This is a genomic window from Bradyrhizobium sp. USDA 4454 (assembly GCF_054822705.1).
In genome coordinates, this window is record NZ_JBTRCN010000001.1 from 2,191,671 (window position 1) to 2,217,343 (window position 25,673).

Genomic DNA, 25,673 nt, shown 5'->3' on the forward strand with positions numbered 1-25,673 from the left:
CGAGGAGAGACCAATGCGCCTGAAGCTGCTCGCGATCGCTGCATTTGCGGTCGCCCTGACCGGACCTGCCTCCGGGCAGGCCTATGACCCGAACTATCCGGTGTGCATGCAGGTCTTTCAAGGCAGGGCCGGAAACTACATCGATTGCAGCTTCACCTCGATCCCGCAGTGCCAGGTGAGCGCGTCGGGCCGCGCCGCGATGTGCTCGGTCAATCCGTTTTTCGCGCCGCCGCCATCTCAGAAGCGCCGGGTGCATCGCCACCGTGCTCACTGACGCGGGTGCGCGAGGCGCGTCGATTGCCGGCCGTCGGGCCGGCACGCGCAAGGCGTCGTGGGTGAACAGCCAATCATAGCGCTCGCCCGTCTGCGCCATCTTCCTGCGTTGAACTTGCCGGCCCGAACCGCTAAGCCATTTCCGAAAATTCGGGGAGGAATGCGTGGCGATGACGGAGCCGACGGCGGTCGCGCTTGACGATGCGACGGTGGCGTTTCGGTTGGCGGATGGACGGGTCTATACCGCGGTGGAGCAGGCCAATCTTGCGGTCGCGCATGGCGAGTTCGTCGCCATTGTCGGTCCGACCGGATGCGGAAAGTCGACGCTGCTCAACGTCACCGCGGGGCTGCTGAAACCCGCGGCCGGATCGGCGCGGATCTTCGACAAGCCGCTCGGCGGCCTCAACCGCGACGCCGGCTACCTGTTCCAGGCCGATGCTCTGTTTCCGTGGAAGACCGCGATCGACAATGTCGCGATCGGGCTCGAGATCAGGGGCACGCCGCGCACCGAGGCGCTCGCTCGCGCGCAAAAATGGCTTGTCGCGGTCGGGCTCGGCGCGTTCGTCGGCCGCTATCCGCACATGCTGTCGGGCGGCCAGCGCAAGCGTGTGGCGCTCGCGCAAGTCCTGATCCGCGATCCGAAGATTCTGCTGATGGACGAACCGTTCGGTCCGCTGGATGCCCAGACCCGGCAGATCATGGGCAATCTGCTGCTGGACTTGTGGACCGCCGACCGCAAGGCGGTGCTGTTCGTCACCCACGATCTCGAGGAGGCGATCGCGCTGGCCGACCGCGTCGTGATCATGTCGGCCGGTCCGTCCGCGCGCATCATAGGCGACTGGCGCATCACGCTGCCGCGGCCGCGAGACATCGCCGAGATCAGGATGGAGAAGGATTTCCACGCCCTGCACCGCGATATCTGGGGCGTGCTGAAGGACGAGGTGATGAAAGGCTATGTGCAGTCGACGCAGGCGGGGGCCGCCTGATGTCGCGCGTCACGCTGCTCTCTCTTCAAATTCTCGTCGCCGTCGTCACGCTGGCCTTGTGGCAGTTCTTCTCCACCGTGCCGGTGTTCGGCAAGGTGCTGCTGCCGCCGTTCTTCTTCTCCAATCCGGTCGACGTCTTCAGCCAGATCGTCAAATGGTTCTCGAGCGGGGTGATCTGGAAGCATCTGGCGATCACGCTGTGGGAGTCGATCCTGGCCTTCGTGATCGGCTCGGCCGGCGGCATCCTGGTCGGCTTCTGGTTCGCGCGGCAGCCGCGCGTCGCCGCGGTGTTCGATCCCTATGTGAAGATGGTCAACGCGCTGCCGCGCGTGGTGCTGGCGCCGATCTTCGCGCTGTGGTTCGGGCTCGGCGTCTGGTCCAAGGTCGCGCTCGGCGTGACGCTGGTGTTCTTCATCGTGTTCTTTAACGTCTATCAGGGCGTCAAGGAGGTGCCGACCACGGTGCTCGACAATGGCCGCATGCTCGGCATGAACGAGCGGCAGCTGATGCGCCACGTCTACTGGCCGTCGGCGCTGTCCTGGATGTTCTCGTCGCTGCACACCTCGGTCGGCTTTGCGGTGGTCGGCGCTGTCGTCGGCGAGTATCTCGGTTCGGCGGCCGGCCTCGGCTATCTGATCCAGCAGGCCGAAGGCGTGTTCGACGTCGCCGGCGTGTTCGCCGGCATGTTCGTGCTGTCGGCCTTCGTCATCCTGATCGACATGGGCGTGACGGTTGTGGAGAAACGGCTGCTGGTCTGGCGGCCGACGGCGGCGGCGCGGGACTAGAGCATGATCCGGAAAAGTGCGAAGCGGTTTTCCGAGAAAGTTCATGCTCAGACAACAAGCCGGATCAGGCTTCAGCGGCGGCGCTGATCAGCCCGGACATATTCGACCTGGTAGGATGGCGAGGCGGCCCGGCGCGCGAACAATGTCCGCCACGACGTCCGGCGCAGGCCGATCAGGCACGGGACGAGGGCTGCACCCGCGATCACGTCGATGAAATAGTGGCCGCCGATGGTCGGCGTCGAGGCGATCACCAGCAGGTTCAGCACGAGGAACACGGGGAATAGCAGCTTCATGCCCCTGCTGGCGTAGATCAGGATGACGGCCAGCGCCGTATGGAAGGATGGAAAGGTGATCAGACCGTTCACCTCCGCCAGCGGGATGCGCGTCATCTGACCGGCGCGAAGCGCGTTGAAATCGGCCAGGTGATAGGCGTCGGCGCGGGCGACGACGTCAAACTGAACCCAGGCGCTGGCGGCGGGGAAGCTCCACGAGATCGGAATCGCGACCAGCAGCGCCATCATGAAGAGCCAGACGAACTCGCGCATCTGTTCGAACCGGTCGCACGCACTCAGCGACACCAGCAGCACCGCGGTCTGTGCCAGGCAGCTATCGTACACGGTCTCGAGGATGCTCTTGATCGCGAGGTGTTTGTCGACCCAATCGAAATAGGCCGGCCAGTCCAGATACAACGCGGCGTCGATCGCGGCGAGCTGGCGATCGATCAACGGGAAATTCGAGGTGACCGTCAGATAGCTCAACACCGCGGCGATCGCCGTGAAGGCGATCAGTTGTGCGCATGCGATCGCGAGTTCGGCGATGCGTCGATCGGGCCTGAAGCGGACGTAGACCAGCGCGAGCGACGCGACGATCGCGAACATGACCGCCTTGGCAGGCGGGAGCGCGACCGACATTCCCGACGTGCGCAGCCACACCAGGTCGATCATGGCGATGATGGCGATGACAAGCCACAAGGCCCGTGTCTCGATGACTTGATTGGTCACACGTCGTTACCCCGCTGCGTGGAAGCTGCATCGCATCCGCGCCTTAAGGTTGCATACCCTCATTCGTTAAAAATGCAGAGAACGCCGCGCGCGTCGCATTCGGCGACGCCATGGCCGACACTCGGCGCGGGGACGATCGCACGAAAGGCAGCGAAACGATGGTTAGGTTAACGGTTCATTGCGCACGGAAAGGTCGCATGATGACGGAAGCCATCATCATCTGCCATCGGCTGCCGGCGCCGCGTTGATCAGGGCTCGGATCTTTTCCGTCACTCCGGGGTCGATCGGATTGTAGACGATCATGCTGAGGTCGGAACGACCGTCGACCGCGAACACCGAATATTCGAACTTGACCGGACCCAGGATCGGGTGCCGGAGCTGCTTGACGGCCTCGCCATGGGTGCGCACGTCGTTGTCGCGCCACAGCGCCGCGAATTCCGGGCTCAGCCGACAGAGCTCGTCGACGAACGGCTGTACCTCGGCGGCAGCTCCGGCGCGCGCCGCGTCGACCCTGAAGGCGCCGACCACGAAGCGCGCCACGCTGGCCCAGTCGTGTTGCACGGCGCGGCAGCGCGGATTGAGGAACATGAAGCGCAGCACGTTGCGCTCGCGCGGCGGCAGCGATCCGTAGTCCGTCAGCATCACAGGCGCCGCCCGATTCCAGGCGACGACGTCCCATATCGCGGTCCTGATCACGGCAGGGCGCGGCTCCAGCGCGTCGAGCACGCGTTGCAGCCGCGGCGTCACGCCGTCGTTTTTCTGGTAGCGCACCTCGGGCGTGCGGCCGAGGCCGAGCAGGAACAGATGCTCGCGTTCGACTTCGGTCAGCATCAGCGCACGCGCGATGCGGTCGAGCACGTCGGCCGACGGCGCGCCGCCACGGCCCTGTTCGAGCCACGTGTACCAGGTCGCGGAAATGTTGGCGCGCTGTGCCACTTCCTCGCGGCGCAAGCCCGGCGTGCGCCGCCGCTCCGGCGGAAAGCCGAACACGGCCGGATCGAGCTTGCTGCGGCGGTCCTTCAGGTAAGCGCCGAGCAGGTTTTCATGCGCGAGCGGTTCGCTCATCCTGTTAGCTATTATACCATGATAACGTCACTACTTTACCACGATAGCGCAGCGCCGCAGATTTGTCGTCAGCAAAACCATGGAGACTTGCTGATGCGTGTATTTGTCACCGGAGCGACCGGATTTATCGGCACTCCCGTCGTCAAGGAGCTGATCGCCGCCGGACATCAGGTTCTTGGCCTGGCCCGATCGGACGAGGGGGCGAGTGCGATCGCTGCCCTCGGAGCGGAGGTTCTTCGCGGCTCGCTTGAGGACCTTGATGGCCTGCGCAAGGGAGCAGCCGCTTCGGATGCTGTCATTCACCTGGGCTTCGTTCACGACTGGTCCAATTTCGCGAAGAGCTGCGAGATCGACCGCCGCGCCATCGAAGCCCTGGGTTCGGTTCTTGCCGGATCGGACAGGCCACTGATCGTAACCGGGGGCTTGGCGGGATTGGCCAAGCCCGGCCAGGTCGCGACTGAGGACCAAACGATACCGCCGGATTTCCCATTCCCTCGCGTGTCGGAACAGACGGCCCTGTCGCTGAAGGGCGTCCGCGCGTCGGCGATGCGCCTTCCCCAGGTCCACGACCCTCTCAGGCAGGGTCTCATCACCCCCTTGATCGCGGTGTACCGCGAAAAAGGCGCGTGCGCCTATCTCGGCGACGGGCAAAATCGCTGGCCGGCGGCGCATGTTCTCGACGTGGCGCGTCTCTACCGGCTGGCCATCGAAAAGGCCGAGCCGAACGCAAAGTATCACGCCGTCGCGGAGGAGGGGGTCTCGATGCGCGATATTGCCGAAACGATCGGACGGCGCCTGAAGCTGCCGGTTAAATCGATCGCCCCGCAGGAAGCACAGGCCTTTTTCGGTTGGCTCGGCACGTTCGCGGGATCCGACATGGCGGCTTCCAGCGAGCAGACGCGCAGGAAGCTTGGATGGCAGCCGACCGGACCAGGGCTGATCGCCGATCTCGAACAGCTGGTTGATTCCGCACAATAGGAAGCCGCGCGACAGGATGCGTAGGGCGGGTTAGCCGACTACGTCCGCGATAGCTCAACGAGCGAAGGCGGAAGGCGTAACCCGCCATCTTCGGTCTCGCGCGACCGGCGGCGGGTTACGGCTGCGCCTAACCCGCCCTACGCGGCGACGCATCCGGCTCAGAGCGGGAAGCACCGCATATAAGCCGCGAACAGCTTCTCGTCGCTGCAGCTCACCAGCCCTGATGCAAGCGCGTCGGCGAGCTCAAGGTCGCGATTCTGCACGCGCAGCCATGCCTGGGTGTCGGCGGTGACGGTCAGCGCCGCCTCGCCAACGTGTCGTCCCGGCACGACTTGCAGCTCCTTGCCCTTGATCGTGACCGTCATGTCGAGCGCGCTGGCCCCGGTGAAACGCAGATGGGTCACGAGGTCGAGGCCGCGTGCCCGACCGCGCTGGAATCCGAGCGAGAGCGAGAAGATGTAGGCCTGGATGCTGCCGGTATGACGGCCGGATGTGACCTGCTGGACCTTCTTGTGCGGAAACCGCCGCGTCACCGTATCCTCGGCGTCGGTGTCCGGGAGCACATAGACGAACTCGTCCTTGTCGATCAGCGGTTGCACCACATCGGCGAAATGACCGTCGCGATCGCTGAGGAACGGCCCGATCACGTCTTCACCGGCCGGACAGGCCGAGATGCAATAGGCCGCCTTGTAGCCCGGCTTGAACGACAGCGATTGCCAGATGTTCATCGTCTCGGTGCGCGGCACGCGGGCGCGATAATCCCTGGCGTCCTTTGCATCCGCGACCTTCTCGACCCATTGCGCGAAGTTGCCGAGAAAATCGTGATAATTATGGGTGTGGCAGGACAGGAAATCGAAGCCGCCGTCCGGCTTGATGGCGCCGACCGGGCAGGCGGCAACGCACAATTTGCACTCCAGGCAGGGATTATAGTCGATCGGCTGGTCGTGAGCGTCGACCTCGCAGCCGAGCAGGATGGTGCCGAGCAGCACGAAGCTGCCGAACTTCGGGTGGATGACACTGCGATGGATTCCCATCCGCCCGAGCCCGGCCTCGACCGCGATCGGCTTGTGCTGGACCATCATGATCCGCGGCAGGTCCATCTCCATCGGGAAGGCGGCGACCGAGTTGCAGGCCGGGATGCCGTGTTCATCGAGCGCGCGAACGATGGCGCGGGCGGTTTCGTTGACGTGATCGTAGGTCGAGTGGAATTCCTCGTTGGCGACCGAGCGCGACGGCGAGCGCACCGGCTCGCGGTTCATGTGGCAGGCGATCGCGAGCAGGGAACGGGTCCGGCCGTAGACCTTGCGGATGAAGTCCCGCTGCGGCGCGATCGCGGCGCGTTCGAATTCGATGATGCCGACATCGTCGGCGCCGCAATTGCGCGCGATCTGCTTGATCAGTTCCGACGAAACCGGGACATTGTGGGCAGGCTGACTGCTGCGCGCCCGCACGGCCCTGACCGTGGGATGATCGTCCAGGCTCATGGTTCCGCTCTCGATAAAATGACGACCATCATATTATGGTTCGAGCAGGCGGGCGAGGCAAGCGAATTATCTGCCGGTGATCATGCGGTGGAACTGCCGCCGAAGTGACCGCCTCGCGTAATGCTTGGGCAACGCGCACGCGCGTGACGAGGCCGGCTCAGTCATCCTGAGAGAGTGAATGTATTCAGTGTCGTCCTGGCGAAAGCCAGGACCCATTACCCCAATCGCTTGCTGTTGTGCGACGCTGGGGCCACTATCGCACTCTCAATCGAACTCGGTGGTTATAGGTCCTGGCTTTCGCCAGGACGCGGCGTGGGAAGGCCGCTCGCTACAATCGGAAAGTCGCCTTCTCAAGCCATGCCGGCTCCTCTATCTTGCCGGTCAATTCGATCGGAGGACGTCATGAACAAATGGCTTGGCAAGCTTGCCGGAACGCTGCTGGCGCTGACCCTGTCCACGGGCCTTGCCGCGGCGCAAAGCAAGATCACCATCGCGGTCGGGGGCGGCGCCTGCCTGTGCTATCTGCCCACCGTGCTGGCCAAGCAACTTGGCGAATATGACAAGGCCGGGCTTGCGGTCGAACTGGTCGACCTCAAGGGCGGCTCGGACGCGCTGAAAGCGGTGCTCGGCGGCAGCGCCGACGTCGTCTCGGGCTATTTCGACCACTGCGTCAATATCGCGGCCAAGAAGCAGGAGATGCAGGCCTTCGTGATCTACGACCGCTACCCCGGCCTGGTGCTGGTGGTGTCGCCGAAGCACACCGGCGAGATCAACGCGATCAAGGATCTCGCCGGCAAGAAGGTCGGTGTCAGCGCGCCGGGCTCCTCGACCGACTTCTTCCTGAAGTATCTGTTGAAGAAGAACGGCCTCGATCCGGCCGGTACCGCCGTGATCGGTGTCGGCCTCGGCGCCACCGCGGTGGCCGCGATGGAGCAGGGCCAGATCGATGCCGCGGTGATGCTCGATCCCTCCGTCACCGTGCTGCAAGGCAGCCACGCCGACCTCAAGATCCTCAGCGACACCCGCACCCAGCACGACACGCTCGCGGTGTTCGGCGGCGAATATCCGGGCGGCGCGCTCTATTCGACCGCGGCCTGGGTCAACGGCCACGAAAAGGAGGTGCAGGCGCTGACCAATGCGATCATGGCGACGCTGGCCTGGATCCATTCGCATTCCGCCGAGGACATCATGGCGAAGATGCCGGAAGACCTCGTCGGCAAGAACAAGGAGCAATATCTCGCCGCGCTGAAGAACACGATCCCGATGTTCTCTGAGACCGGCAAGATGGATCCCAAGGGCGCCGAAGCCGTGCTCGCGGTGTTCAGCGAAGGCTCGCCCGAGGTGGCGAAAGCCGGCATCGACGTCACCAAGACCTACACCAACAAGTTCGTCGAGCAGGCCAGGAAGACGACCGGAAGTGCGAATTAGGGCATGATCCGCAAAAGTGTGAATCGGTTTTGCGCGCGACAAACGCATGGCGTTTGCGCGGAGATCATGCCCAAATGAGCCACATGCAGTCTCCGCTCATTTGCCGCGTCACCGCGCTCGACCTCGCCTTGCAGCGACGGCCCTGGCCGTTCGCCGACCAGCGGCGCGCCGAGATCGATGCGCATTTCGCCGAGCAGCAGCGGCTGAACCCGAACCTGTGGAACGGCCGCGTCCTGCTTGGGCGCGACCCTGTGTTTGCCGGCGAGCGGCTCAGCGCGAGCTATTTCGAGACCGATTTCGCGAGCTTCCTCGCCTGGCGCGACTGGGGATTCCCGGACAAGGAGATCTTCAACGGCTTCGGCATGGGCGCGCTGCTCTCGAGCGACGGCGCCTTCGTCTGCGGGGTGATGGGCGCGCAGACCGCGAATGCCGGACGGATCTATTTTCCGTCAGGCACGCCCGATCTCGACGATATCAGGGGCGACACGGTCGATATCGCCGGCAGCGTGATGCGCGAGCTCGAGGAGGAGACCGGGCTCACCGCAGCGGATTGCCATGCCGATCATGACTGGCACTGCATCTACACCGGCGTTGCGCTGGCGATGATGCAGATCCTGCGCGTCGATATGCCAGGCGATGCGCTGCGTGCCCGGATCGAGGCCAATCTCGCACGGCAGGACAATCCCGAACTCGCCGGCATCCATCTGGTGCGCAGCCGCGCCGACCTCACTGACGCGATGCCGCGCTTCGTCACCGCGTTCATCGAGACGCAGTTGTCGTAAGCGTGCTTGCTTGTAAGCGGCCGCCTTCTGGACCTTTGCGGCGGTTACCGGGATCGGCCGGCATCGACCGCTTCCATCTCGAAGTCAGCGACACCAAACACGGCGTTACGCTATGGTTGCAGTCGACCATTCGACATCTGATTCTGCCGCGTGAAAGAGGGGCATTCCAATGCAGCCAGTCGTTCGAACCTCGATTCTTCGATGCCCGCCGGGCAAATTTGCCGAGATGCGGCAAATGATGATCGAGACCGAGAAGGTGCTTCGTCCCGGCATCGAGGTGATGCGTGGATTGATTGCTTTCTATGTCGGTGCGGATGAGGAGACCTCGTCGCTCTCGAACATCAGCCTGTGGACCGATCTGGAGGCGGCGAAGCAGCTCGACCGATATCAGCCGATGCTGGATTCGGCGAAACCATTTGTCGCCAAAGGAGGGACGTTCGAGCGGCCGATCATGAACTACACGACGCTCTGGCAGCTGCAGCCCGTGAAGAGTTGAGGTCCGCCTGCGTTTCCCTCTGGCTGGGCGCCCCGGCGTCGGCCGCCGAAACTTTGCGCAAGCCTGCGCCGTGGCGACGCAGCCATCGTGCTTGACATCACCGGCCGCGCCCCCTGTGATAGGCGGCACGACAACAAAAATGCAGTGCACAATCTCTGGGGAGGGATTCATGCCGGTCAGGAGGGTTGCCCGCTGGCTCGCGGGTCTGTCTGTCGCGCTTGCGGCGCTCGGCGCGGCCGATGCCGCGCAGGCGGAGGACAAGAAGATCAAGATCGGCGTGATCTTCGATCTGACCGGCCCGCTGGCCGGCGGCGGCTCCGAGCTGCAATATACCGGCGTCAAGATCATGCTCGACCATTACGCCAAGACCGGCGTCGAGGGTTACAAGGTCGAGGCGGTCTATGCCGACGCGCAGAGCAAGCCTGATATCGCCATCAACGAGGCCGTCCGCCTGCTCGAGCAGGAAAAGGTCGACATGGTGATGGGCTTCTTCTCCTCGGCGCAATGCGTGCCGGTGTCGGCGCGGGTCGAGCAGATGAAGAAGTTCATGTGGATCACGACCTGCATTTCCTCCGGCGTGTTCGACGGCAAGAACTACAAATACGTGTTCCGTCCGCAGGCCGCCGGCAACCAGTACGGCATGATGACGACCGACTTCATCGCGCAATACTCCATGTCCAAGTTCGGCAAGGAGCCGAAGGATCTCCGCGTCGCCATCATCCATGAGGACGGCGCCTATGGCGTCGACGTCGCCAAGGGCAATGAGGCCGGCGCGAAGAAGGCCGGCTTCAACATTGTGCTCAAGGAGGGCTATTCGGCGACCGCGCCGGATTTGTCGGCGCTGGTCACCAAGCTGAAGCGCGCCAAGCCCGACGTCATCTTCCACACCGGCTACAATCCGGACATTACCCTGCTGTTCCGCCAGGCGCGCGAGCAGGGATTGAAGTTCGGCGCCATCGTCGGCCACGGTGCGGGCTATGGCGTCTATGAGAAGCTGAAGGAAGGTCTCGGCGCCGACGCCAACTATCTGTTCAACACCGACCCGATCTCGATCTGGCTCGCCAATCAAAAGGGCATGGATCCGAAGCTGCCGCCGGTCATCAAGATGGTCGGCGAGGAGTTCGACCGGTTGAAGCCCGGCGTGCCGATCCGCTCCGCTCATGTCGGCATCGGCGCGGCCAACGCCTATGTCTTCCTCGACGACGTGTTGCCGCGCGCGATCAAGACATATGGCGGCGTCGATCCGGATGCGCTGCGCAAGGCCGCCCTCGACACCGACATACCCGAGGGCGGCACCATGCTCGGCTACGGCGTGAAGTTCTACGGTGAGGGCGAGCAATACGCCGGGCAGAACGCGCGCTCGTTCCCGGTGGTGCTGCAATATATCGACGATAAATCCTATGTGGTGTGGCCGAAGAGCCAGATGCAGCGCGAGACCGAGCTGCCGCTGCCGGCCGGCACCACCTACAGCTACAAATAGCTCGCTCGCGAAAGGGACTGCCGTGCTCGCCGTGGAAGGCCTGGTCAAGCGGTTTGGCGGCTTTCGCGCCGTCAACAACGTGTCGTTCCGCGTCGAGCAGGGCGAGATTCTCGGCCTGATCGGGCCGAACGGGTCGGGCAAGAGCACGATCTTCAACATGCTGTCGGGCACGCTGCCGCCGACCGAGGGCTCGATCCTGTTCGACGGCCGCGAGATCGCGGGCCTTGCCCCGCACCGGATCATCGTGGGCGGCATCGGCCGCACTTTCCAGATTCCGCGGCCGTTCCATCGGCTGAGCATTTTCGAGAACGTCGTTCTCGCGGGCTTCTACGGCCAGGGTCGCCACAGCCGCGCCAAGGCCGAGGAGGCGGCCGAGCGCGCGCTGGCGATGGTCGGGCTGCCGACCGATCGTCACTCCAGCGTCGAGGGCCTCGGCGCCGCCGGCTTGAAGAAGCTTGAACTGGCAAAGGCACTTGCCACCGGGCCAAAGCTCTTGCTGGCCGATGAGAGCCTCGGCGGGCTCGACGAGGCCGAGATGGACCAGGCTGCCGACATGCTGCGGCGGATCCGCGACGAGCTCGGCGTCACTATCATCTGGGTCGAGCACATCATGGGCGTCTTGATGCGCGTGGTCGATCGCGTCATGGTGCTCGATCACGGCGAGAAGATCGCCGAAGGCCTGCCGGCCGATGTCGCCGGCAATCCACGGGTGATCGAGGTCTATCTCGGCACCGATGCGGACGCCAGCCTTGCGGCGGCGGCCGCCGCGCAAGCGCGCCGCCGGATCGGGGCATGAGCGGCATGCTGGAACTGAAATCGGTCGACGCGGGCTATGGCAGCTTCCAGGCGCTGTTCGATGTCAGCCTCGACGTCAAGGCGGGCGAGGCGGTCGGCGTGATCGGCCCGAACGGCGCCGGCAAGACCACGCTGATGCGGGTGATCTCCGGGCTGATCCGGCCGATCCGGGGTACGATTGCGATGGAAGGCAGCGACGTCGTCGCGACGCCGCCGCATCGTATCGTCAGCCTCGGCATCGCGCATGTGCCGGAAAATCGCCGGCTGTTTCCGCGACTCACGGTCGCCGACAATCTGAAGATGGGCGCCTACATGCCCGCCGCCCGCGCGCATTACGCCGAGCGGCTGGAGTTCGTGTTCGAGCTGTTTCCGCGCATGAAGGAGCGCCAGCACCAGATGGCCGGCACCATGTCGGGCGGCGAGCAGCAGATGTGCGCGATCGGCCGCGCGCTGATGTCGAATCCGAAACTGCTGCTGCTCGACGAGCCGTCGGCCGGACTCGCGCCGGTCGTGGTGCAGCAGGTGTTCGAACTCGTCAAGCGCATCCGCGCCTCGGGGCTGACGGTCTTGATCGTCGAGCAGAACGTGCAGCAGGTGCTGCGGGTGGTCGACCGCGCCTATCTGCTGGAGGCCGGCAGCATCCGCGCCGCCGGCACGGCCGCGGAGCTCGCGGCGAGCGATACCATCAAGCAGGCGTATTTGGGGGTGTAGGGGATGATGTCAGTCGCGGGCAAGTGCGTTCACTCATTCTCCCGTCATCCTGAGGAGCGCGGCACGCGCGTCTCGAAGGATGAACGGCCCGGCTGGTGGCCGTCGATCCTTCGAGACGCCGCTTCGTGGCTCCTCAGGATGACGGCTCCGCTAGTTCAATCAGCCAACGCCATCGGCTAAGGCACAACCGCCATGCAATCCTTCCTCAACATCTTCGACATCTACCTGCTGGAAGCCGTCATCAACGGCATCCTGCTCGGCGGCGTGCTGGCGCTGTTGGCGCTCGGGCTCAATTTGATTTTCGGTGTCATCGACGTCACCTGGATCTGCTACGCCGAGCTCGTGATGATCGGCATGTACGGCATGTACTACCTCGTGCAGATGTTCCATTTGCCGTATTGGGCCGCCGCGCCGCTCGTTATCCTGCTGGTGGCGCTGTTAGGGGCCGCGCTGCATTTCCTGGTCATCGCGCCGCTATTGACCGCGCCGCCGATCAACCAGCTGCTCGCCACCGGCGGCGTGCTGTTCATCCTGCAGAGTTTTGCCACCGTCGCCTTCGGCATCGACTTCCGCAATCTCGGCATCCGCCTGCCGGTGCTGGCGCTCGGCGAGATGAATTTCAGTTATGCGCGGCTGTTGTCGTTTGTGGCGGCGCTGGTCGGCATGATCGGCGTCTATCTGTTCCTGACCCGGACCTTCACCGGCACTGCGATCCGCGCCATCGCGCAGGACCGCCAGATCATGCCGCTGATGGGCGTCGACCCCAAGCGGATCTATCTCGTCACCTCGGCGATCGGCGGCGGGCTCGCCGGTCTCGCCGCCTGCCTCTTGGTGCTGCAATATGACGTGCATCCGTTCGTCGGCCTGTCGTTCGGGCCGATCACCTTCCTGATCTGCGTGCTCGGCGGCCTCGGCAATTTCATCGGCGGCTTCATCGCCGCCTTCGTGTTCGCCGAGATCATCTCACTCGGCGGCCTGTTCTCCGATCTCGAATGGGGCTACGTGCTGGCGTTCGGCTTCTTCATCGTCATGATGTTCATCCGGCCCGCGGGCCTTTTGGCGAGGCGCTCGTGAACAGGCAGGTCGCCGGCTGGATCGTTGCGCTGCTCGTGCTGGTCACGCTGCCGTTCGTGCACCGCGATCCCTATCATCTGCATGTGCTGGTGCTGATCCTGATCTGGTCGTTCGCCTACACCTCGTGGTCGATCATGGGCCGCTTCGGCCTGGTCTCGCTCGGCCATGGCGGCTTCATGGGCATCGGCGCCTATGTCACCGCGCTGTTGTGGAATCACCTCGGCGTGTCGCCCTGGATCGGCATTCCCCTGAGCATGGCGACCGCGGGAGTGTTGGCACTGATCGTGGCCTATCCCTGCTTTCGCTTCCGGATCACCGGGCATTATTTCGTGCTGGTGACGCTGGCGCTGTCCGGCATCGTGCTGCAGGTCATCACCGCGACCCGCGACTATACTGGCGGCTCGCTCGGCTATACGCCGCAGCGCGCGCCGAGCGGCAAGGGCCTGTTCGCGCTGCAGTTCGACGACGACAAGACCACCTGGTACCTGATCGCGCTCGCGGTCTGGGTTTTGGGCCTCCTGATCTGGCGCGCGATCGACCGCAGCATGATCCGCCACGCCATGGAGGCGATCTCGGAGGACGAGGACGCCGCCGCCGCGGCCGGCGTCAACGTCACCGCCGAGAAGCTCAAGATCACCCTGATCAGCGCACTGATGACCGCGCTCGCGGGCGCGCTGTATTGCCAGTACCAGATGTTCATCTCGCCCGACACCGTGAGCGGCATCGCGGTGTCGCTGCAGATGGTGTTCGCGGCGATCGTCGGCGGCGTCTATGTCGCGCTGGGTCCGACGGTCGGCGCCGTCATCACCATCGTGCTGGCCGAGGTGCTGCGCATCTCGTTCGGCACCAAGGCGGTCGGCTGGGACAATCTGGTCTACGGCATATTGCTGGTGCTGTTCATCATCTTCCTGCCCAAGGGCATTCTTGGTAGCGTGATCGACCGGATCAAATCGCCACGCAAGCCCTCGAGAGGCCATGAGCAACAAACCGTCCCCATCGCTCACCGATGAACTGAAGCCCTACGTCGCGCCGTTCCGCTTCGACGGATCGGGCGAATTTCACCTCAAGTCGTATCCGACCGCCGAGAAGGGCGGCATCGACAAGGACGCCGGCAGCAAGATCATCGAGGCTAACCGCAAGCGGCTCAACGATTTCCAGGAGAAGCTCTACGCCCAGGACCGCTGGTCGCTGCTCTTGATCTTCCAGGGCATGGACGCCGCCGGCAAGGACTCGGCGATCAAGAGCGTGTTCGAGGGCGTCAATCCGCAGGGCTGCGAGGTCTCCTCGTTCAAGCAGCCGTCGAGCAAGGAGCTCGACCACGACTATATGTGGCGCGCCATGATCGCGCTGCCGGAGCGCGGCCGCATCGGCATCTTCAACCGCTCCTACTACGAGGAATGCCTGGTGGTGCGCGTGCATGCCGACCTGCTCGGCAAGCAGAAGATCCCGAAGAAGCTGGTGACCAAGAACATCTGGCGCGAGCGCTTCGAGGACATCTCCGCGATCGAGCGCTATCTGTCGCGCAACGGCACTGTGATCCTGAAGTTCTTCCTGCACGTCTCCAAGGAGGAGCAGCGCCGGCGCTTCCTCGACCGGCTCGAGGAGCCGGCCAAGAACTGGAAGTTCTCCATGGCCGACATTTCCGAGCGCGCGCTGTGGGCCAAATACCAGGCCGCCTATCAGGACATGATCCATCACACCGCGACGAGGGAGGCGCCCTGGCACATCGTGCCGGCCGATCACAAATGGTTCGCCCGCGTCGTGATCGGCTCGACCATCGTCAATGCGCTCGACAGGCTCGACCTGAAATTCCCCGAGGTCGACAAGGCCGACCTGAGCGAATTCAAGCGCGTCCGCGCAGCGCTGGAGGCGGAAGCCAAGGGTGCGGCGGAGAAGGGGCCGATGAAGAAGTAGCGTTCGTGTGCTTGCGGTTCGTGCCGATTTTCGTGAGGTGAGCACGCGGGTCGGGCTCCCTCCCCCCTTGCCGGGTCCCTTGCGGGGGAGGGTGGGGAGAGGGGTGGCCCCAAGCGAGATCATCGAGGCGGAGCGTTGCTTTCGCAATTTGATCGCGCGTCGTCGGAAGTGAAATTCAAGAGAGTCCCCATGTGGTACCCCTCTCCCTAACCCTCCCCCGCAAGGTCCCCCGCAAGGGTAGGGCTATCGCATATGGCCGAGGGTCGAGAGAAGGAAGTCGTTGTTCCACCTGGCTTGGAGCATTTTGTGGCTGATGCGCGCGGGGCCGGGTGTCGCCTGCAGAGCATTGATGGCCAGCTTGCGGATAAGAGCAAGATTTTCCGCAGCGTGATCCTTGCGGCTGCGGCAGGCATCCTCGTCGAACAGAACGTCGAGGACCCAGTGCAGGTTGTTCTCGATGCTCCAATGAGCGCGCACGGCCTCGAGCAGCTTTTTGGCCGACAGCAGGCGCGATGCCAGGAAGTATCGGACCGTGTGTTTGACAGCCTTGCCAGAGTTGGCGCGCCAACTGTCGATGCGACCGACTGCGGCGATGGCGGGGAAGCCGTATTGTTTCGCCAACCGAGGCGCCGGCGCGACGAGGGCCTGTCGGCGCTCGACGCGGCCGTGGGCGGTGGCTCTTCGTTGACTCGCTCGCGCGGGCTTTCGGGCTGTGTCGACCAGCGTCTTGGCGGCCTTGAACAGCCGGCCACGATTGCTCTTGATGGCCAACACGTAGTGCCCCTTTCGGTCGCGGATGGCCTGCGCGGTGTCGGGCCGGCAATGCAAGGCATCGGCGGTGACAAGAGCCCCATCCAGATCGAGCAGGGCGAGGACTTCGAGAGCCCCGGCAACCTCGTTGCGGTCGGGAGCCTTTCTCTGAGCCAGCGCCATGCGAGTGCCTGCGGCCCAGACATTGACCATATGCAGCGGCGTGGCCTGCCGACCTCGTGTGTAGGCTCCGCGCAGCGCCTTGCCGTCAATGCTGACCACCCCTTTGACGCCGAAGCTCTTGCTGAACTTGCGCAAAACCGCTTCAAGCCCCTTCGGGTCCAGAGCACGGAAGACATTGCTGAACGTATCGTGGCTCGGGATGCCGTGCTCGAGCTTCAGGAAGCGCCGCAACAGCTCCTCGCGGCCTTGGCCAAAGAACTCGAACTCGGTGCAGGTCTTGGCGCCAGCCAGCGTCGCCGCCAAGGCGATGACGAGGATCTCCACCAGATCATGTCGGGTGTTGCTAGCGCGCGGGTCCTTGAGCGGTCGAAACAGGCGCTTGAGCTTGCGCATTCAGGGCTCCCTCGGGAATCGAGAGACACCCAAAGAATCCAGTTCCAATCGCTTGGCAACACCCCGCTAGCGCCATATGCGATTCCCCTACCCGCAAGGGGGGAGGGAACCCTGCCGTCGGTGCGCCCCTTACGCGCCTGCGCAGTCTGCCGTTCGCCCGGCGCGGCCGCTAACCCTTGCGTGACGGCATCCAGGCCGACAGCAGATAGAAGCCGATCGCGACGAGCAGGAGGTAGCGGAAGCCGAGCAAAGTCGAGCACGATTCGGCGAGGCCGCCGATCACGGATCCCGCGATGTTGGATCCGAACGCCTGATCGGGATTGGCCTCGTCGCGGAAGGTGCGGGCGAAGATCACGCCGGCGAAGAACATCGGGCCGAGCGCCAGCGCGCACGGGATCACGTAGCGCCAGACGATGCCGCCGCTGAGGAAAGTGTCGAGCGGCACCAGCACCGAGACCGCCAGCAGCAGCAACAGCCCGGCATAGTGCAGCACCAGCCGGGTCGACGGCACCTTGATCACATAGAGATTGGCAGCGAGGATCAGCACCAGCGCGGTGAAAAACACCGCCGAGTTGACCAGCCAGGTGCTGCCGAACAGCAGCGCCATCTGCACCACTGCCTTGGTTTCCAGCAGCATGAAAGCTGCGCCGAGGAAGAACATCCGGCTGTTGGGCCGCCAGGCGCCTTTCGGCTTGAACAGATAGACGAGGCCCAGCCCGAGCACGCCGAGCAGGATCATCGAGCGAACGGTCAGGTCGGGGATCAGCCGTCCGCTGACATAGAGGAACGGCCAGTCGTCGCTGGTCGATTGTTTGGCGCCCGCATTGTCGACGACCAATTTTGTCGGCGCCAGCGGCACCCAGTCGCCATGCTTGGCGGCGGCCTTGTCCTTTGCCTTGTCCTGCGGGGCGTCGAAGCCGTCGATTGCCAGGTTCTCCGGCGGCACGCTGTTCAGCCAGAACTGGCCGCGGTCGCGGAACGCGGTGGAGATGCGCGGATTGCAGCCCGCGATGATGGTCGTGAAGCCGACTGCCTCCGACGAGGTCAGGGCTTCCTTGTAGGGCAGCGGCAGCACCAGCGGATCGCAACCGAACACCTGCTTGGCCATCGCAGCGACGCGCTGCACAATCCAGCCCTGGCGATAGTAATTGTACATCACGAAGATGCCGTCCTGCTTCAGCACGCGGCGGACATCCTGGAACGCCTGCTCGGTGAACAGATAGCTTTCCAGGCGGATGTTGGCGTAGCCGCTGTGCAGGATCAGCGAGTCGACCAGCGCATAGATCACCAGGTCGTATTTGCGGTCGGTGGTGCGCAGGAAATGCCGGCCGTCGTCGAGATGCGGCACGACCCGCGGGTCCTGGTAGGGCTTGTCGGGATGGTTGTGGATGCCGATGTTCTGGATCACGGGATCGATCTCGACCGCATCGATGCGGTCGACACCGAAGCGCAAGGCGTGCGCGAGGTCGTTGCCGGAGCCGGCGCCGATCACCATGACGTCCTTGAACGGCGCGCCGCCGCTGTGCTTCTGCAGCAGGTGAATCAGCGAATAGGACGAGCCACGTTCGCTGAACGGAATCATCTCCTGATGGCCGATGTTGTTGACGGTGATGTTGCCGTTCGATTTGTTCAGGTCCACCGCGTAATAGGGCGACCAACGCAGTTCATGGTTCTCGGACTGATCGGCGTAGAAGCCGGTGAAGCCCACCACGACGACGAGGATCACCAGGCGCAGCATCGACAGCGCCTTGTCCTGGTAGAGCAGATAGACGATGCCGGCGCAGCTGATGCCGAACCAGACTACCGGCGGCGCCTGCGCAAACGACAGCAGCGAGAACCCGACGATGCCCGCAAGGCTGCCGCCGATATTCAGCGAGTAGCCGGCAACGCGGTTGGGGTATGCGTCGAAGGCGCGGCCCAGCACCTGGCCGGGGCCGACGAACATCAGCGCGATCAGCACGAAGAACAGGCCGGCGATCGCCTCGATCGGCACGACGAACTTGGCGAGATCGGGGTTGCGAACCTCGGTGCCGAAGAACACCTCCTGCGGCGAGGCCTGGTGGCCGACATCGACCGCGAGCTCGCCCCAGTAGGAATACAGCACCATGATCGAAACCACGGTGGCGAAGGTCACGAATGCCAACCCCGGAAACAGCGCGAGCCAGTTGGTGGTGCGCCGCGCAGCAAGGCAGCCGCAGGACATGCCGAGGAACGCCGCCAGCAGCACGATATTGGTGAAGAATTGCAGGAAGACGACCTTGGCCGAGAACCAGCGGATGCAGGCCAGTTCGAGGAACAGGATCAGGAATCCGACGAGGAAGAGATTGAAGCCGACTTGTCGCTGATTGAGCCCTTCGGCCATTTTCGTCGCGGGCATGATCCCAACATCTCCTTAACCATCATCGCGGAAGCGACGGCAGACTAGATTCAACGTGTTGAGCAAAAATTGATTTGCCGGGCAGCGTACCCGCCATGGTTGTCGCAGGCCGATGTCCTCCGTGAGGTATGGTGTAGGATAGGTTTAGCTACGCGCGTGGCACGCGGCTTTGTCCCGCCGTCGATTGTCGATGCGAGGCGTGACGGGGGTTGCGTGAGGAGAGCACCCTCGGCGGCTCCGTCGCCCTGCGGGGGAGGCTGAGGAGAGGGGTGAGCCCCAGGCGAGATGATCGTGGGAATGTCGATTTCGCAATCTCGATCGGGCGTCGCAGAGATGTCCGTCGGGAGACCACCCGTGGGGCCCCCACCGACGATGCGATGACCGAGATCGCCCTCCGCCAGCTTCGGCAGCGTCCGCCGTTTCAACGCCGCCTTTGCCGCCTCTCCGGCCGCTCACCGTCCAGCCTGCGCGCGTCGTCACGCGGCCGGTGGTGAGGGACTAGCTGAAGTCCCTTGGCGGAACGAAGCCGCCAAATTCGCGCTCCAGCAGTCGCGCGAAGGTCAGCGTCGTCCGGTCTTCCAGATAGGGGCCGATGATCTGCACGCCGATCGGCAATCTGCTTGCGGTGCGCGCGATCGGCATCGCTGTTGCCGGTAGTCCCGGCGGGGTGGCAAGCGTCGCCCATACGATCAGCGACAGATAGGGATGGGTGTTCCCGTCGATCGCGATCACGCGGTCCTCCTGATCGGGCGTGTGGTCATGCGGGAAGGCGGCGACGGAAAATGGCGGGCAGAGCACGACGTCAAACTGCCGGAACAGCGCGGCCCATTGCTGGCGCAGGCGAGCCCGCGCGATCTCGTTCGTCAGCCATTCGTGGTGCGTCAGCAGCGGCGCCCGCAGACGCCAGGCTTTCAGGCTGTCGTCCTCCGGCTTCAACGCCGCGGCTTCGATGCGGGCCTTGACGAAGAATTCCGGTGGCCGGCCGAACGCGGTGAAATTGCGAACGAGGCGGGTGTGCAGGCGGGCGGACTCCGCCAAATCGGGTAACAGCGGGCTTGCGCGTGCCACGGCTGTTCCCGCCTTGCCGAGCCGGCGGCCGAGTTGATCGAGCGCCTGACGAATTTCGCCGGCGACCGGCAGCAGCGGATGATCGTCAATCAGCAGCACGCGGAAGTCCCGCAGCGCCTCATGCCGGGGTGGCGGCAGCGCCAGGCGATACGCCACGGCCTCCGCCTCGTCGGGACCGGCCAGAATATCCAGTGCCGTGGCGAGGTCGGCAGCGTTGCGCGCCAGCGGACCGCAGACACCGAGCCCGTGCGTGAGATCGGCGACGATTGCCTGAGCCCCGGGCGGCGTATGTCCGCGCTGCGGGACGAGCCCGGACGTCGGCTTGTGTCCGAACACGCCGCAGAGATGGGCGGGCACGCGGATCGAACCGGAGATGTCCGAGCCAAGTTCGAGCGGCACGAAGCCCGCGGCCAAAGCGGCAGCCGATCCTCCGGAGGAGCCGCCCGGAGTCAGCTCGGGCTCGTGGGGGTTGTTGGTGGTGCCGTAGATCTGATTGAAGCTTTGCCAGTCCGCGATCGCAGTCGCGAGGTTGGTCTTGCCGAGCAGAACGGCTCCGGCCGATTTGAGGCGTCTGACGGCAACGGCGTCCTCGGCGGGTTTCCAGTCGCGGCCCTGAGGTAGGCCCCAACTGGTCGGTAAGCCTGCCACATTGAAGGATTCCTTCACTGTGAAGGGAATGCCGAGCAGCGGCCGCCGCTCGCCGCGCGCCAGCGCGGCATCCGCTACCGCCGCGGCGGCTCGCGCCCGCTCGAAATCGCGCACCACCACGGCGTTGATCCGACCGTCATGCGTCTCGATCCGGGCAATCGCCAAGGCCGTCAACTCCGCCGCAGAGACCTGCCGCGCGTCAAGCATGACGCGCAATTCCGCAACGCCGCGATAGAAGAGGCCGTCTGTGCTGTTCGCAACGTTTGGGGTGCTTTCAGCCGCCGCCGGGCGGAGGTCCGTTGCCGCGATTGTTGCGGCCGCGAGTTTGAGGAAGCGTCGTCGCGTTGTCTGCATCGATCGGAGCCTTTCCATGTCCGCGACGCGATCTGGACATGGAGCATACCGTCACGATTGTACGTTTCGGACATCGAGCGGGAAAATGTTGTCCCAGTCGTCGATGAACTCGCCAGGCGCGGCGTCGACCAGCGCATGACATTCGCGGATGAAATGCGCCTGGTCGAAATATCCGGCTTCGTGGATGATTTGCGTCCAGGGCCGATTTCGTTCTCTTTGATGCGCCATGAGCGCGTTGTCGAAACGAATCGTGCGCGCATAGAGCTTAGGCGGCAGACCGATTTGCGTCGTGAAGCGGCGCTGGAACTGTCGTGCACTGAGTTCGGACTGCCGCACGACGGCATCGATCCGCATCGCTCCGCCCGTGCCCAGCAACAGCTTCGACGCGCGATCGATCGCGTCTTCGGGGTCGCTGCGCTCCAGCATCTCGCCGAACCAACGCTCGGCCACGGCGACGCGCGCCGAAAAGTCCGGTGCCAGGCGCACCGCATCGTCCAGTTTCGTGGCATCGCTGCCGAGGACGTCGTGCGCAGCGATGCCCTCGTTCACCAAGAGCGTCATGTCGATGCCGGTCAGCCGGTGGAGGGCCGAAGGCTGCAGCAGGATGTTGAAGAGATGAATGTCGCCGGAGACATGTATCTGGGTGCGGCGCGAACCCTGTGGCCCAACCACCACCGTTTCCGGAGACGTCTGCAAGGACCCGCCGTCGATCCGAAGACGGAGCGGCTCCTTCATTTGGATGTCGATGATCTGGTGCGGCCGTGCGGCGAGCGGCCAGGTCAGGATCCTCGAGCCAAGCGAGCCGCGCCGCTCGCCGAAGGACCTGATGACGCCGCGTAGCGCTGGATGGGGCAGGACGCGTCTGACAAGCATCTCAGGATCCTTCAATCCAGGGTACCATACGCTAACCGAACGAGAGGAACGGGAGAAAGGGGAGGCTATCGGCGGGTTGCGCCGCAATAGGTCAATTCTCCTGACCCTCTTTACCCATTGCGGCGGCTTGCCATAATCGTCTAGAACGACGGCGCTCAAGCGCGTCCCGGCAACCGACCGTCAATGGTTTTGCCCGAGGATTTTGGCGCTCAACAGGGTCTGGCAATGTCGATTCGCGGCCAAATTGATGGGATTTCGGGGGAGGTGGCCTTGGCTACCGCCGCGATCCCGGCCGGAATGCCCACCCTGCTTATTGGCGGCCTGCTTCTTACCTGCCCCTGAGGGCCGGCTGGGCGTCTGCGCCTGGGCACTCAGGGGTTTGTACGAGATCACCGGACCCTGATAATCGCCCAACCAATCGCTCAAAGCAGCAAATGACGGGCGCAAAGCTTAAAGGAATTTCTGACATGGCCACCGCGAATAAGTCCGAGAAGGACCGCGTCATCATTTTCGATACCACCTTGCGCGACGGCGAGCAGTGCCCCGGCGCCACCATGACCTTCGAGGAGAAGCTCGAGGTCGCCGAACTGCTGGATGATATGGGCGTCGACGTCATCGAGGCCGGCTTCCCGATCACCTCGGAAGGCGACTTCCAGGCGGTCAGCGAGATCGCCCGCCGCTCCAAGAACTCGGTGATCGCCGGCCTGTCCCGCGCCCATCCGGCCGACATCGATCGCTGCGCCGAGGCGGTGAAGTTCGCCCGCCGCGGCCGCGTCCACACCGTGATCGCGACCTCGCCGCTGCACATGCGGGTGAAGCTGAACAAGACCCCGGAGGAAGTCATCGAGACCTCGGTCGCGATGGTCGCCCGCGCCCGCAACCAGATCGACGACGTCGAATGGTCGGCCGAGGACGGCACCCGCAGCGAGATGGACTATCTGTGCCGGATCGTCGAAGCCGTGATCAAGGCCGGCGCCACCACCGTGAACATCCCCGACACCGTCGGCTACACCGTGCCGGAGGAATACACCCACTTCATGCGGACGCTGATCGAGCGGGTGCCGAACTCCGACAAGGCGATCTTCTCGGTGCATTGCCACAACGACCTCGGCATGGCGGTGGCCAACTCGCTGGCCGGCATCGTCGGCGGCGCGCGGCAGGTCGAGTGCACCGTCAACGGTATCGGCGAGCGCGCCGGCAACGCCGCGCTGGAAGAGATCGTGATGGCGATCAACGTGCGCAACGACAAGTTTCCCTACTGGAACAAGATCGACACCACGCAGCTGACCCGCGCCTCAAAGGTGGTGTCGGCCGCCACCTCGTTCCCGGTGCAGTACAACAAGGCGATCGTCGGCCGCAACGCCTTCGCCCATGAGAGCGGCATTCATCAGGACGGCGTGCTGAAGGACGCCTCGACCTACGAGATCATGCGGCCGGAGATGGTCGGGTTGAAGCAGTCATCGCTGGTGCTTGGCAAGCATTCCGGCCGCCACGCCTTCATCCACAAGCTGGAAGAGTTGGGTTACAAGCTCGGCGCCAACCAGCTGGAAGATGCCTTTACGCGGATGAAGGCGCTGGCCGACCGCAAGAAGGACATCTACGACGAGGACATCGAGGCGCTGGTCGACCAGGAGATGGCGGCCGCGCACGACCGCATCAAGCTGGCCTCGTTGACCGTGATCGCCGGCACCCATGGCCCGCAGCGCGCGACCATGAAGCTCGACGTCGACGGCCAGATCAGGATCGAGGAAGCCGAGGGCAACGGCCCGGTCGACGCCGTGTTCAACTGCATCAAGCGCCTGGTGCCGCACGAGGCCAAGCTCGAGCTGTATCAGGTCCATGCGGTGACCGAAGGCACCGACGCGCAGGCCGAGGTCTCGGTGCGTCTCGCCCATGAGGGCCGCTCGATGACCGCGCGCGCCGCCGATCCGGACACCCTGGTCGCGTCCGCCAAGGCCTATCTCGGCGCCCTGAACAAGATCGTGATGAAGCGCCAGCGCGACGACCTCCCGGCCAAGGCCGCGGGCTGACCGTTCGCTCGACCACGCATTCGGAAACGCGGCGCCCCGGCGCCGCGTTTTTGTTTTGGGCACCTTCATTCAACCCGTCATCCCCGCGCAAAGGCTTCGCCTTTGTCGCTGGAGGAGCCGCGGAGCGGCGTCTCGAGGATGCACGGCCCCGTGCTTCAGCGCGTCACGATCGCCTCGCGCACCGAGCCGGGCCGTCGCCCTTCGAGACGGCCGCTACGCGGCCTCCTCAGGGTGACGGACTAAGGAGCGCATCCGTAGGGCGGGTTAGGGGCAGCCGTAACCCGCCGCCTCTCGCGCGGATCGCAGGCAGGTTACGCGTCGCCAACCCGCTTTACATTGCTGATTTCGATGGTCCCAATTTGGGGCGCCGAAACCAAGAGTGATGGCACAAACTGTCACCGGTGTTCTCCGGACGAGAACAGTTTTGCGTCTTCATAAAAAACCTTGATATCGGCAGTTTGTGCCAGCCAGCTAAATCTCTTCCGACACCACGTGTTAACGCTGAACGTTGCGGGAGTATCGTTTCACCTGGCCAATCGTGCCTCGCTCGACCCCTACGCCCCGTATCCTGGAATCAAAATTGTCTTTCTGGTGGATCGTTGGAATCCTATCCCAACATTCCCTCCTATCCCGCACTGCTTTGGAATCTTCCGCGGCATCCCCGGCGCTAACCTGCGCCTATTTCCGGGGACGCCGCCCATGCCGATCTCCTCCGTCGCCGTCGACCTTCCACGCGCTGCCACGCCGGCCGAGACCGCGCTGACCCGCCGGGTCGATCTCACCACGCTTCGCCTGTTCGTCGCGGTCTGCGACGAGCAGAACCTGACCCGCGCGGCGCTGCGCGAGGGGATCGCGGCCTCTGCCGTGTCGAAGCGGATGAACGATTTCGAGCTGGCATTCGGCGTCACGCTGTTCAAGCGGCTCGCCAAGGGCATGGCGCTGACGCCGGCCGGCGAGGCGCTGCTGCATCACGCCCGGGTCACGCTGCTCAATGTCGAGAAGATCGCGGTCGAGCTGTCGGAATATTCGCAAGGCGTGCGCGGCCATGTCCGCATGCTCGCCAATCTTTCGGCGATCGTGCAGTATTTGCCGGAGGATCTCTCGGCCTTCTTCGCGGCGCATGAATTGCTGCGCGTCGATCTGCAGGAGCGGCCAAGCGGGCAGGTGGTGCGCGGCATCGAGGAGGGCGCGGCCGAGCTCGGCATCTGCTCGGCCGAGGCCGACAGCCGCGCGCTCGACGCCTTCCACTACCGCTACGACAATCTGGTTGTCGTGATGCGCGCCGACCACCCGCTGGCCGGCCGCCCCGGTCTCTCGTTCACCGAGACGCTCGATTTCGACCAGATCGGCCTGCACACCGCAAGCTCGATCTATCTGCGCTCGCAATATGCGGCGACCCAAGCCGGCAAGACCATGCGGTTGCGGATCAATGTGCCCGGCTTCGACGCGGTCTGCCGCATGGTGCAGGCCAATATGGGGCTCGGCCTGATCCCCGATCGCGCTTTCCAGGTCATCGGCACCGGCATGGGCCTTCGCGCGATCCCGCTGCGCGATGACTGGGGTCGGCGCGAGCTGAAGATCGTGGTCCGCGATGCCGCGCATCTGTCCGCAACCAGCCGCCTGATGCTGGACTATCTGCGCACGATCGAGACGGATCGGGGCGAGCGGGTTGGCGGGCGAGCCAGCCAGCACTCGCTCTCCTGAAAGGCCCGTCTCTCCGGCAAGGCCGGCGCGTGGCAAGATTT

General features: G+C 64.3%; 22 protein-coding genes. 15 read left to right on the forward strand and 7 right to left on the reverse strand.

Translation table 11 applies throughout. The annotated features are described in order from the left end of the window. Positions 1-13: 13 nt before the first annotated feature. From ACVIW0_RS09900 to ACVIW0_RS09910, 3 genes are all read left to right on the forward strand, one after another. Positions 14-274, forward strand: coding sequence for a DUF3551 domain-containing protein (locus ACVIW0_RS09900; protein ID WP_461352145.1), 261 nt, complete (start codon positions 14-16; stop codon positions 272-274). Positions 275-443: 169 nt separating this feature from the next. After that, positions 444-1,259, forward strand: a complete 816-nt coding sequence (locus ACVIW0_RS09905) for an ABC transporter ATP-binding protein (RefSeq protein ID WP_461352146.1) — start codon at positions 444-446, stop codon at positions 1,257-1,259. Further along, positions 1,259-2,044, forward strand: coding sequence for an ABC transporter permease (locus ACVIW0_RS09910; protein ID WP_461352147.1), 786 nt, complete (start codon positions 1,259-1,261; stop codon positions 2,042-2,044). Before ACVIW0_RS09905 ends, ACVIW0_RS09910 begins: the two co-directional genes overlap by 1 nt. Before the next feature lie 71 nt (positions 2,045-2,115). On the opposite strand, the gene ACVIW0_RS09915 is transcribed toward ACVIW0_RS09910, so the two are convergent. Beyond that, positions 2,116-3,045, reverse strand: coding sequence for a phosphatase PAP2 family protein (locus ACVIW0_RS09915; protein WP_461352148.1), 930 nt, complete (start codon positions 3,043-3,045; stop codon positions 2,116-2,118). Positions 3,046-3,261: 216 nt separating this feature from the next. Next, a complete protein-coding gene (locus ACVIW0_RS09920) occupies positions 3,262-4,110 on the reverse strand; it encodes a helix-turn-helix transcriptional regulator (RefSeq protein WP_461352149.1) in 849 nt (282 codons plus the stop codon). Between the two features lie 93 nt (positions 4,111-4,203). Between ACVIW0_RS09920 and ACVIW0_RS09925 the strand changes: the two genes are divergently transcribed. Further along, the gene (locus ACVIW0_RS09925) at positions 4,204-5,088 is read left to right on the forward strand and encodes an SDR family oxidoreductase (RefSeq protein ID WP_461352150.1); all 885 of its coding nucleotides are present in this window, start codon (positions 4,204-4,206) and stop codon (positions 5,086-5,088) included. Positions 5,089-5,246: 158 nt separating this feature from the next. Here ACVIW0_RS09925 and ACVIW0_RS09930 read toward each other — a convergent pair whose 3' ends face one another. Next, entirely contained in the window at positions 5,247-6,572 is a 1,326-nt protein-coding gene (locus ACVIW0_RS09930; RefSeq protein WP_461352151.1) for a 4Fe-4S binding protein, read from the reverse strand. 402 nt (positions 6,573-6,974) lie between these two features. Here ACVIW0_RS09930 and ACVIW0_RS09935 point away from each other — a divergent pair, with 402 nt between their 5' ends. The 9 genes from ACVIW0_RS09935 to ACVIW0_RS09975 all read left to right on the forward strand — a co-directional run bounded on the left by ACVIW0_RS09935 (position 6,975) and on the right by ACVIW0_RS09975 (position 15,252). Then, entirely contained in the window at positions 6,975-8,000 is a 1,026-nt protein-coding gene (locus ACVIW0_RS09935) for an ABC transporter substrate-binding protein (RefSeq protein ID WP_461352152.1), read from the forward strand. A gap of 83 nt (positions 8,001-8,083) precedes the next feature. Then, positions 8,084-8,782: an NUDIX hydrolase gene (locus ACVIW0_RS09940; RefSeq protein ID WP_461352153.1), complete on the forward strand. Its 699-nt coding sequence runs from the start codon at positions 8,084-8,086 to the stop codon at positions 8,780-8,782. A 235-nt stretch (positions 8,783-9,017) separates the two neighbouring features. Beyond that, positions 9,018-9,278, forward strand: a complete 261-nt coding sequence (locus ACVIW0_RS09945) for a hypothetical protein (RefSeq protein WP_461352154.1) — start codon at positions 9,018-9,020, stop codon at positions 9,276-9,278. A gap of 169 nt (positions 9,279-9,447) precedes the next feature. Beyond that, positions 9,448-10,758, forward strand: coding sequence for an ABC transporter substrate-binding protein (locus tag ACVIW0_RS09950; protein ID WP_461352155.1), 1,311 nt, complete (start codon positions 9,448-9,450; stop codon positions 10,756-10,758). A gap of 22 nt (positions 10,759-10,780) precedes the next feature. Continuing rightward, positions 10,781-11,554 carry an ABC transporter ATP-binding protein gene (locus ACVIW0_RS09955; protein WP_461352156.1) on the forward strand — a complete coding sequence of 258 codons (774 nt, stop codon included), beginning with the start codon at positions 10,781-10,783 and terminating at the stop codon, positions 11,552-11,554. Positions 11,555-11,559: 5 nt separating this feature from the next. Beyond that, the gene (locus ACVIW0_RS09960; protein ID WP_461357291.1) at positions 11,560-12,264 is read left to right on the forward strand and encodes an ABC transporter ATP-binding protein; all 705 of its coding nucleotides are present in this window, start codon (positions 11,560-11,562) and stop codon (positions 12,262-12,264) included. A 192-nt stretch (positions 12,265-12,456) separates the two neighbouring features. After that, positions 12,457-13,338, forward strand: a complete 882-nt coding sequence (locus ACVIW0_RS09965; RefSeq protein WP_461352157.1) for a branched-chain amino acid ABC transporter permease — start codon at positions 12,457-12,459, stop codon at positions 13,336-13,338. Continuing rightward, a complete protein-coding gene (locus ACVIW0_RS09970; RefSeq protein WP_461352158.1) occupies positions 13,335-14,348 on the forward strand; it encodes a branched-chain amino acid ABC transporter permease in 1,014 nt (337 codons plus the stop codon). Before ACVIW0_RS09965 ends, ACVIW0_RS09970 begins: the two co-directional genes overlap by 4 nt. Beyond that, on the forward strand, positions 14,314-15,252 hold the full coding sequence (locus ACVIW0_RS09975; RefSeq protein ID WP_461352159.1) for a polyphosphate kinase 2 family protein: 939 nt from the start codon (positions 14,314-14,316) through the stop codon (positions 15,250-15,252). Before ACVIW0_RS09970 ends, ACVIW0_RS09975 begins: the two co-directional genes overlap by 35 nt. A gap of 243 nt (positions 15,253-15,495) precedes the next feature. On the opposite strand, the gene ACVIW0_RS09980 is transcribed toward ACVIW0_RS09975, so the two are convergent. From ACVIW0_RS09980 to ACVIW0_RS09995, 4 genes are all read right to left on the reverse strand, one after another. Further along, entirely contained in the window at positions 15,496-16,578 is a 1,083-nt protein-coding gene (locus ACVIW0_RS09980) for an ISAs1 family transposase (RefSeq protein WP_461351070.1), read from the reverse strand. Between the two features lie 169 nt (positions 16,579-16,747). Continuing rightward, entirely contained in the window at positions 16,748-18,955 is a 2,208-nt protein-coding gene (locus tag ACVIW0_RS09985; RefSeq protein WP_461352160.1) for a spermine/spermidine synthase domain-containing protein, read from the reverse strand. Positions 18,956-19,453: 498 nt separating this feature from the next. Then, entirely contained in the window at positions 19,454-21,043 is a 1,590-nt protein-coding gene (locus tag ACVIW0_RS09990; RefSeq protein WP_461352161.1) for an amidase, read from the reverse strand. Positions 21,044-21,076: 33 nt separating this feature from the next. Beyond that, positions 21,077-21,898: a helix-turn-helix domain-containing protein gene (locus tag ACVIW0_RS09995; protein ID WP_461352162.1), complete on the reverse strand. Its 822-nt coding sequence runs from the start codon at positions 21,896-21,898 to the stop codon at positions 21,077-21,079. A 467-nt stretch (positions 21,899-22,365) separates the two neighbouring features. On the opposite strand from ACVIW0_RS09995, the gene ACVIW0_RS10000 reads away from it, so the two are divergent. Both ACVIW0_RS10000 and ACVIW0_RS10005 read left to right on the forward strand, forming a co-directional pair. Then, positions 22,366-23,928 (forward strand): 2-isopropylmalate synthase, encoded by a 1,563-nt coding sequence (locus ACVIW0_RS10000; RefSeq protein WP_461352163.1) that lies wholly within the window; start codon positions 22,366-22,368, stop codon positions 23,926-23,928. A gap of 699 nt (positions 23,929-24,627) precedes the next feature. Continuing rightward, on the forward strand, positions 24,628-25,632 hold the full coding sequence (locus ACVIW0_RS10005) for a LysR family transcriptional regulator (RefSeq protein ID WP_461352164.1): 1,005 nt from the start codon (positions 24,628-24,630) through the stop codon (positions 25,630-25,632). Positions 25,633-25,673: the final 41 nt, after the last annotated feature.

Excerpts from the sequence above, each read along its gene's own strand:
- ACVIW0_RS09900 (WP_461352145.1), top strand. The coding sequence starts at position 14 with ATGCGCCTGAAGCTGCTCGCGATCGCTGCATTTGCGGTCGCCCTGACC.
- ACVIW0_RS09905 (WP_461352146.1), top strand. The coding sequence starts at position 444 with ATGACGGAGCCGACGGCGGTCGCGCTTGACGATGCGACGGTGGCGTTT.
- ACVIW0_RS09910 (WP_461352147.1), top strand. The coding sequence starts at position 1,259 with ATGTCGCGCGTCACGCTGCTCTCTCTTCAAATTCTCGTCGCCGTCGTC.
- ACVIW0_RS09920 (WP_461352149.1), bottom strand. The coding sequence starts at position 4,110 with ATGAGCGAACCGCTCGCGCATGAAAACCTGCTCGGCGCTTACCTGAAG.
- ACVIW0_RS09925 (WP_461352150.1), top strand. The coding sequence starts at position 4,204 with ATGCGTGTATTTGTCACCGGAGCGACCGGATTTATCGGCACTCCCGTC.
- ACVIW0_RS09930 (WP_461352151.1), bottom strand. The coding sequence starts at position 6,572 with ATGAGCCTGGACGATCATCCCACGGTCAGGGCCGTGCGGGCGCGCAGC.
- ACVIW0_RS09935 (WP_461352152.1), top strand. The coding sequence starts at position 6,975 with ATGAACAAATGGCTTGGCAAGCTTGCCGGAACGCTGCTGGCGCTGACC.
- ACVIW0_RS09940 (WP_461352153.1), top strand. The coding sequence starts at position 8,084 with ATGCAGTCTCCGCTCATTTGCCGCGTCACCGCGCTCGACCTCGCCTTG.
- ACVIW0_RS09945 (WP_461352154.1), top strand. The coding sequence starts at position 9,018 with ATGATGATCGAGACCGAGAAGGTGCTTCGTCCCGGCATCGAGGTGATG.
- ACVIW0_RS09950 (WP_461352155.1), top strand. The coding sequence starts at position 9,448 with ATGCCGGTCAGGAGGGTTGCCCGCTGGCTCGCGGGTCTGTCTGTCGCG.
- ACVIW0_RS09960 (WP_461357291.1), top strand. The coding sequence starts at position 11,560 with ATGCTGGAACTGAAATCGGTCGACGCGGGCTATGGCAGCTTCCAGGCG.
- ACVIW0_RS09965 (WP_461352157.1), top strand. The coding sequence starts at position 12,457 with ATGCAATCCTTCCTCAACATCTTCGACATCTACCTGCTGGAAGCCGTC.
- ACVIW0_RS09975 (WP_461352159.1), top strand. The coding sequence starts at position 14,314 with ATGAGCAACAAACCGTCCCCATCGCTCACCGATGAACTGAAGCCCTAC.
- ACVIW0_RS09980 (WP_461351070.1), bottom strand. The coding sequence starts at position 16,578 with ATGCGCAAGCTCAAGCGCCTGTTTCGACCGCTCAAGGACCCGCGCGCT.
- ACVIW0_RS09985 (WP_461352160.1), bottom strand. The coding sequence starts at position 18,955 with ATGCCCGCGACGAAAATGGCCGAAGGGCTCAATCAGCGACAAGTCGGC.
- ACVIW0_RS09990 (WP_461352161.1), bottom strand. The coding sequence starts at position 21,043 with ATGGAAAGGCTCCGATCGATGCAGACAACGCGACGACGCTTCCTCAAA.
- ACVIW0_RS09995 (WP_461352162.1), bottom strand. The coding sequence starts at position 21,898 with ATGCTTGTCAGACGCGTCCTGCCCCATCCAGCGCTACGCGGCGTCATC.
- ACVIW0_RS10000 (WP_461352163.1), top strand. The coding sequence starts at position 22,366 with ATGGCCACCGCGAATAAGTCCGAGAAGGACCGCGTCATCATTTTCGAT.
- ACVIW0_RS10005 (WP_461352164.1), top strand. The coding sequence starts at position 24,628 with ATGCCGATCTCCTCCGTCGCCGTCGACCTTCCACGCGCTGCCACGCCG.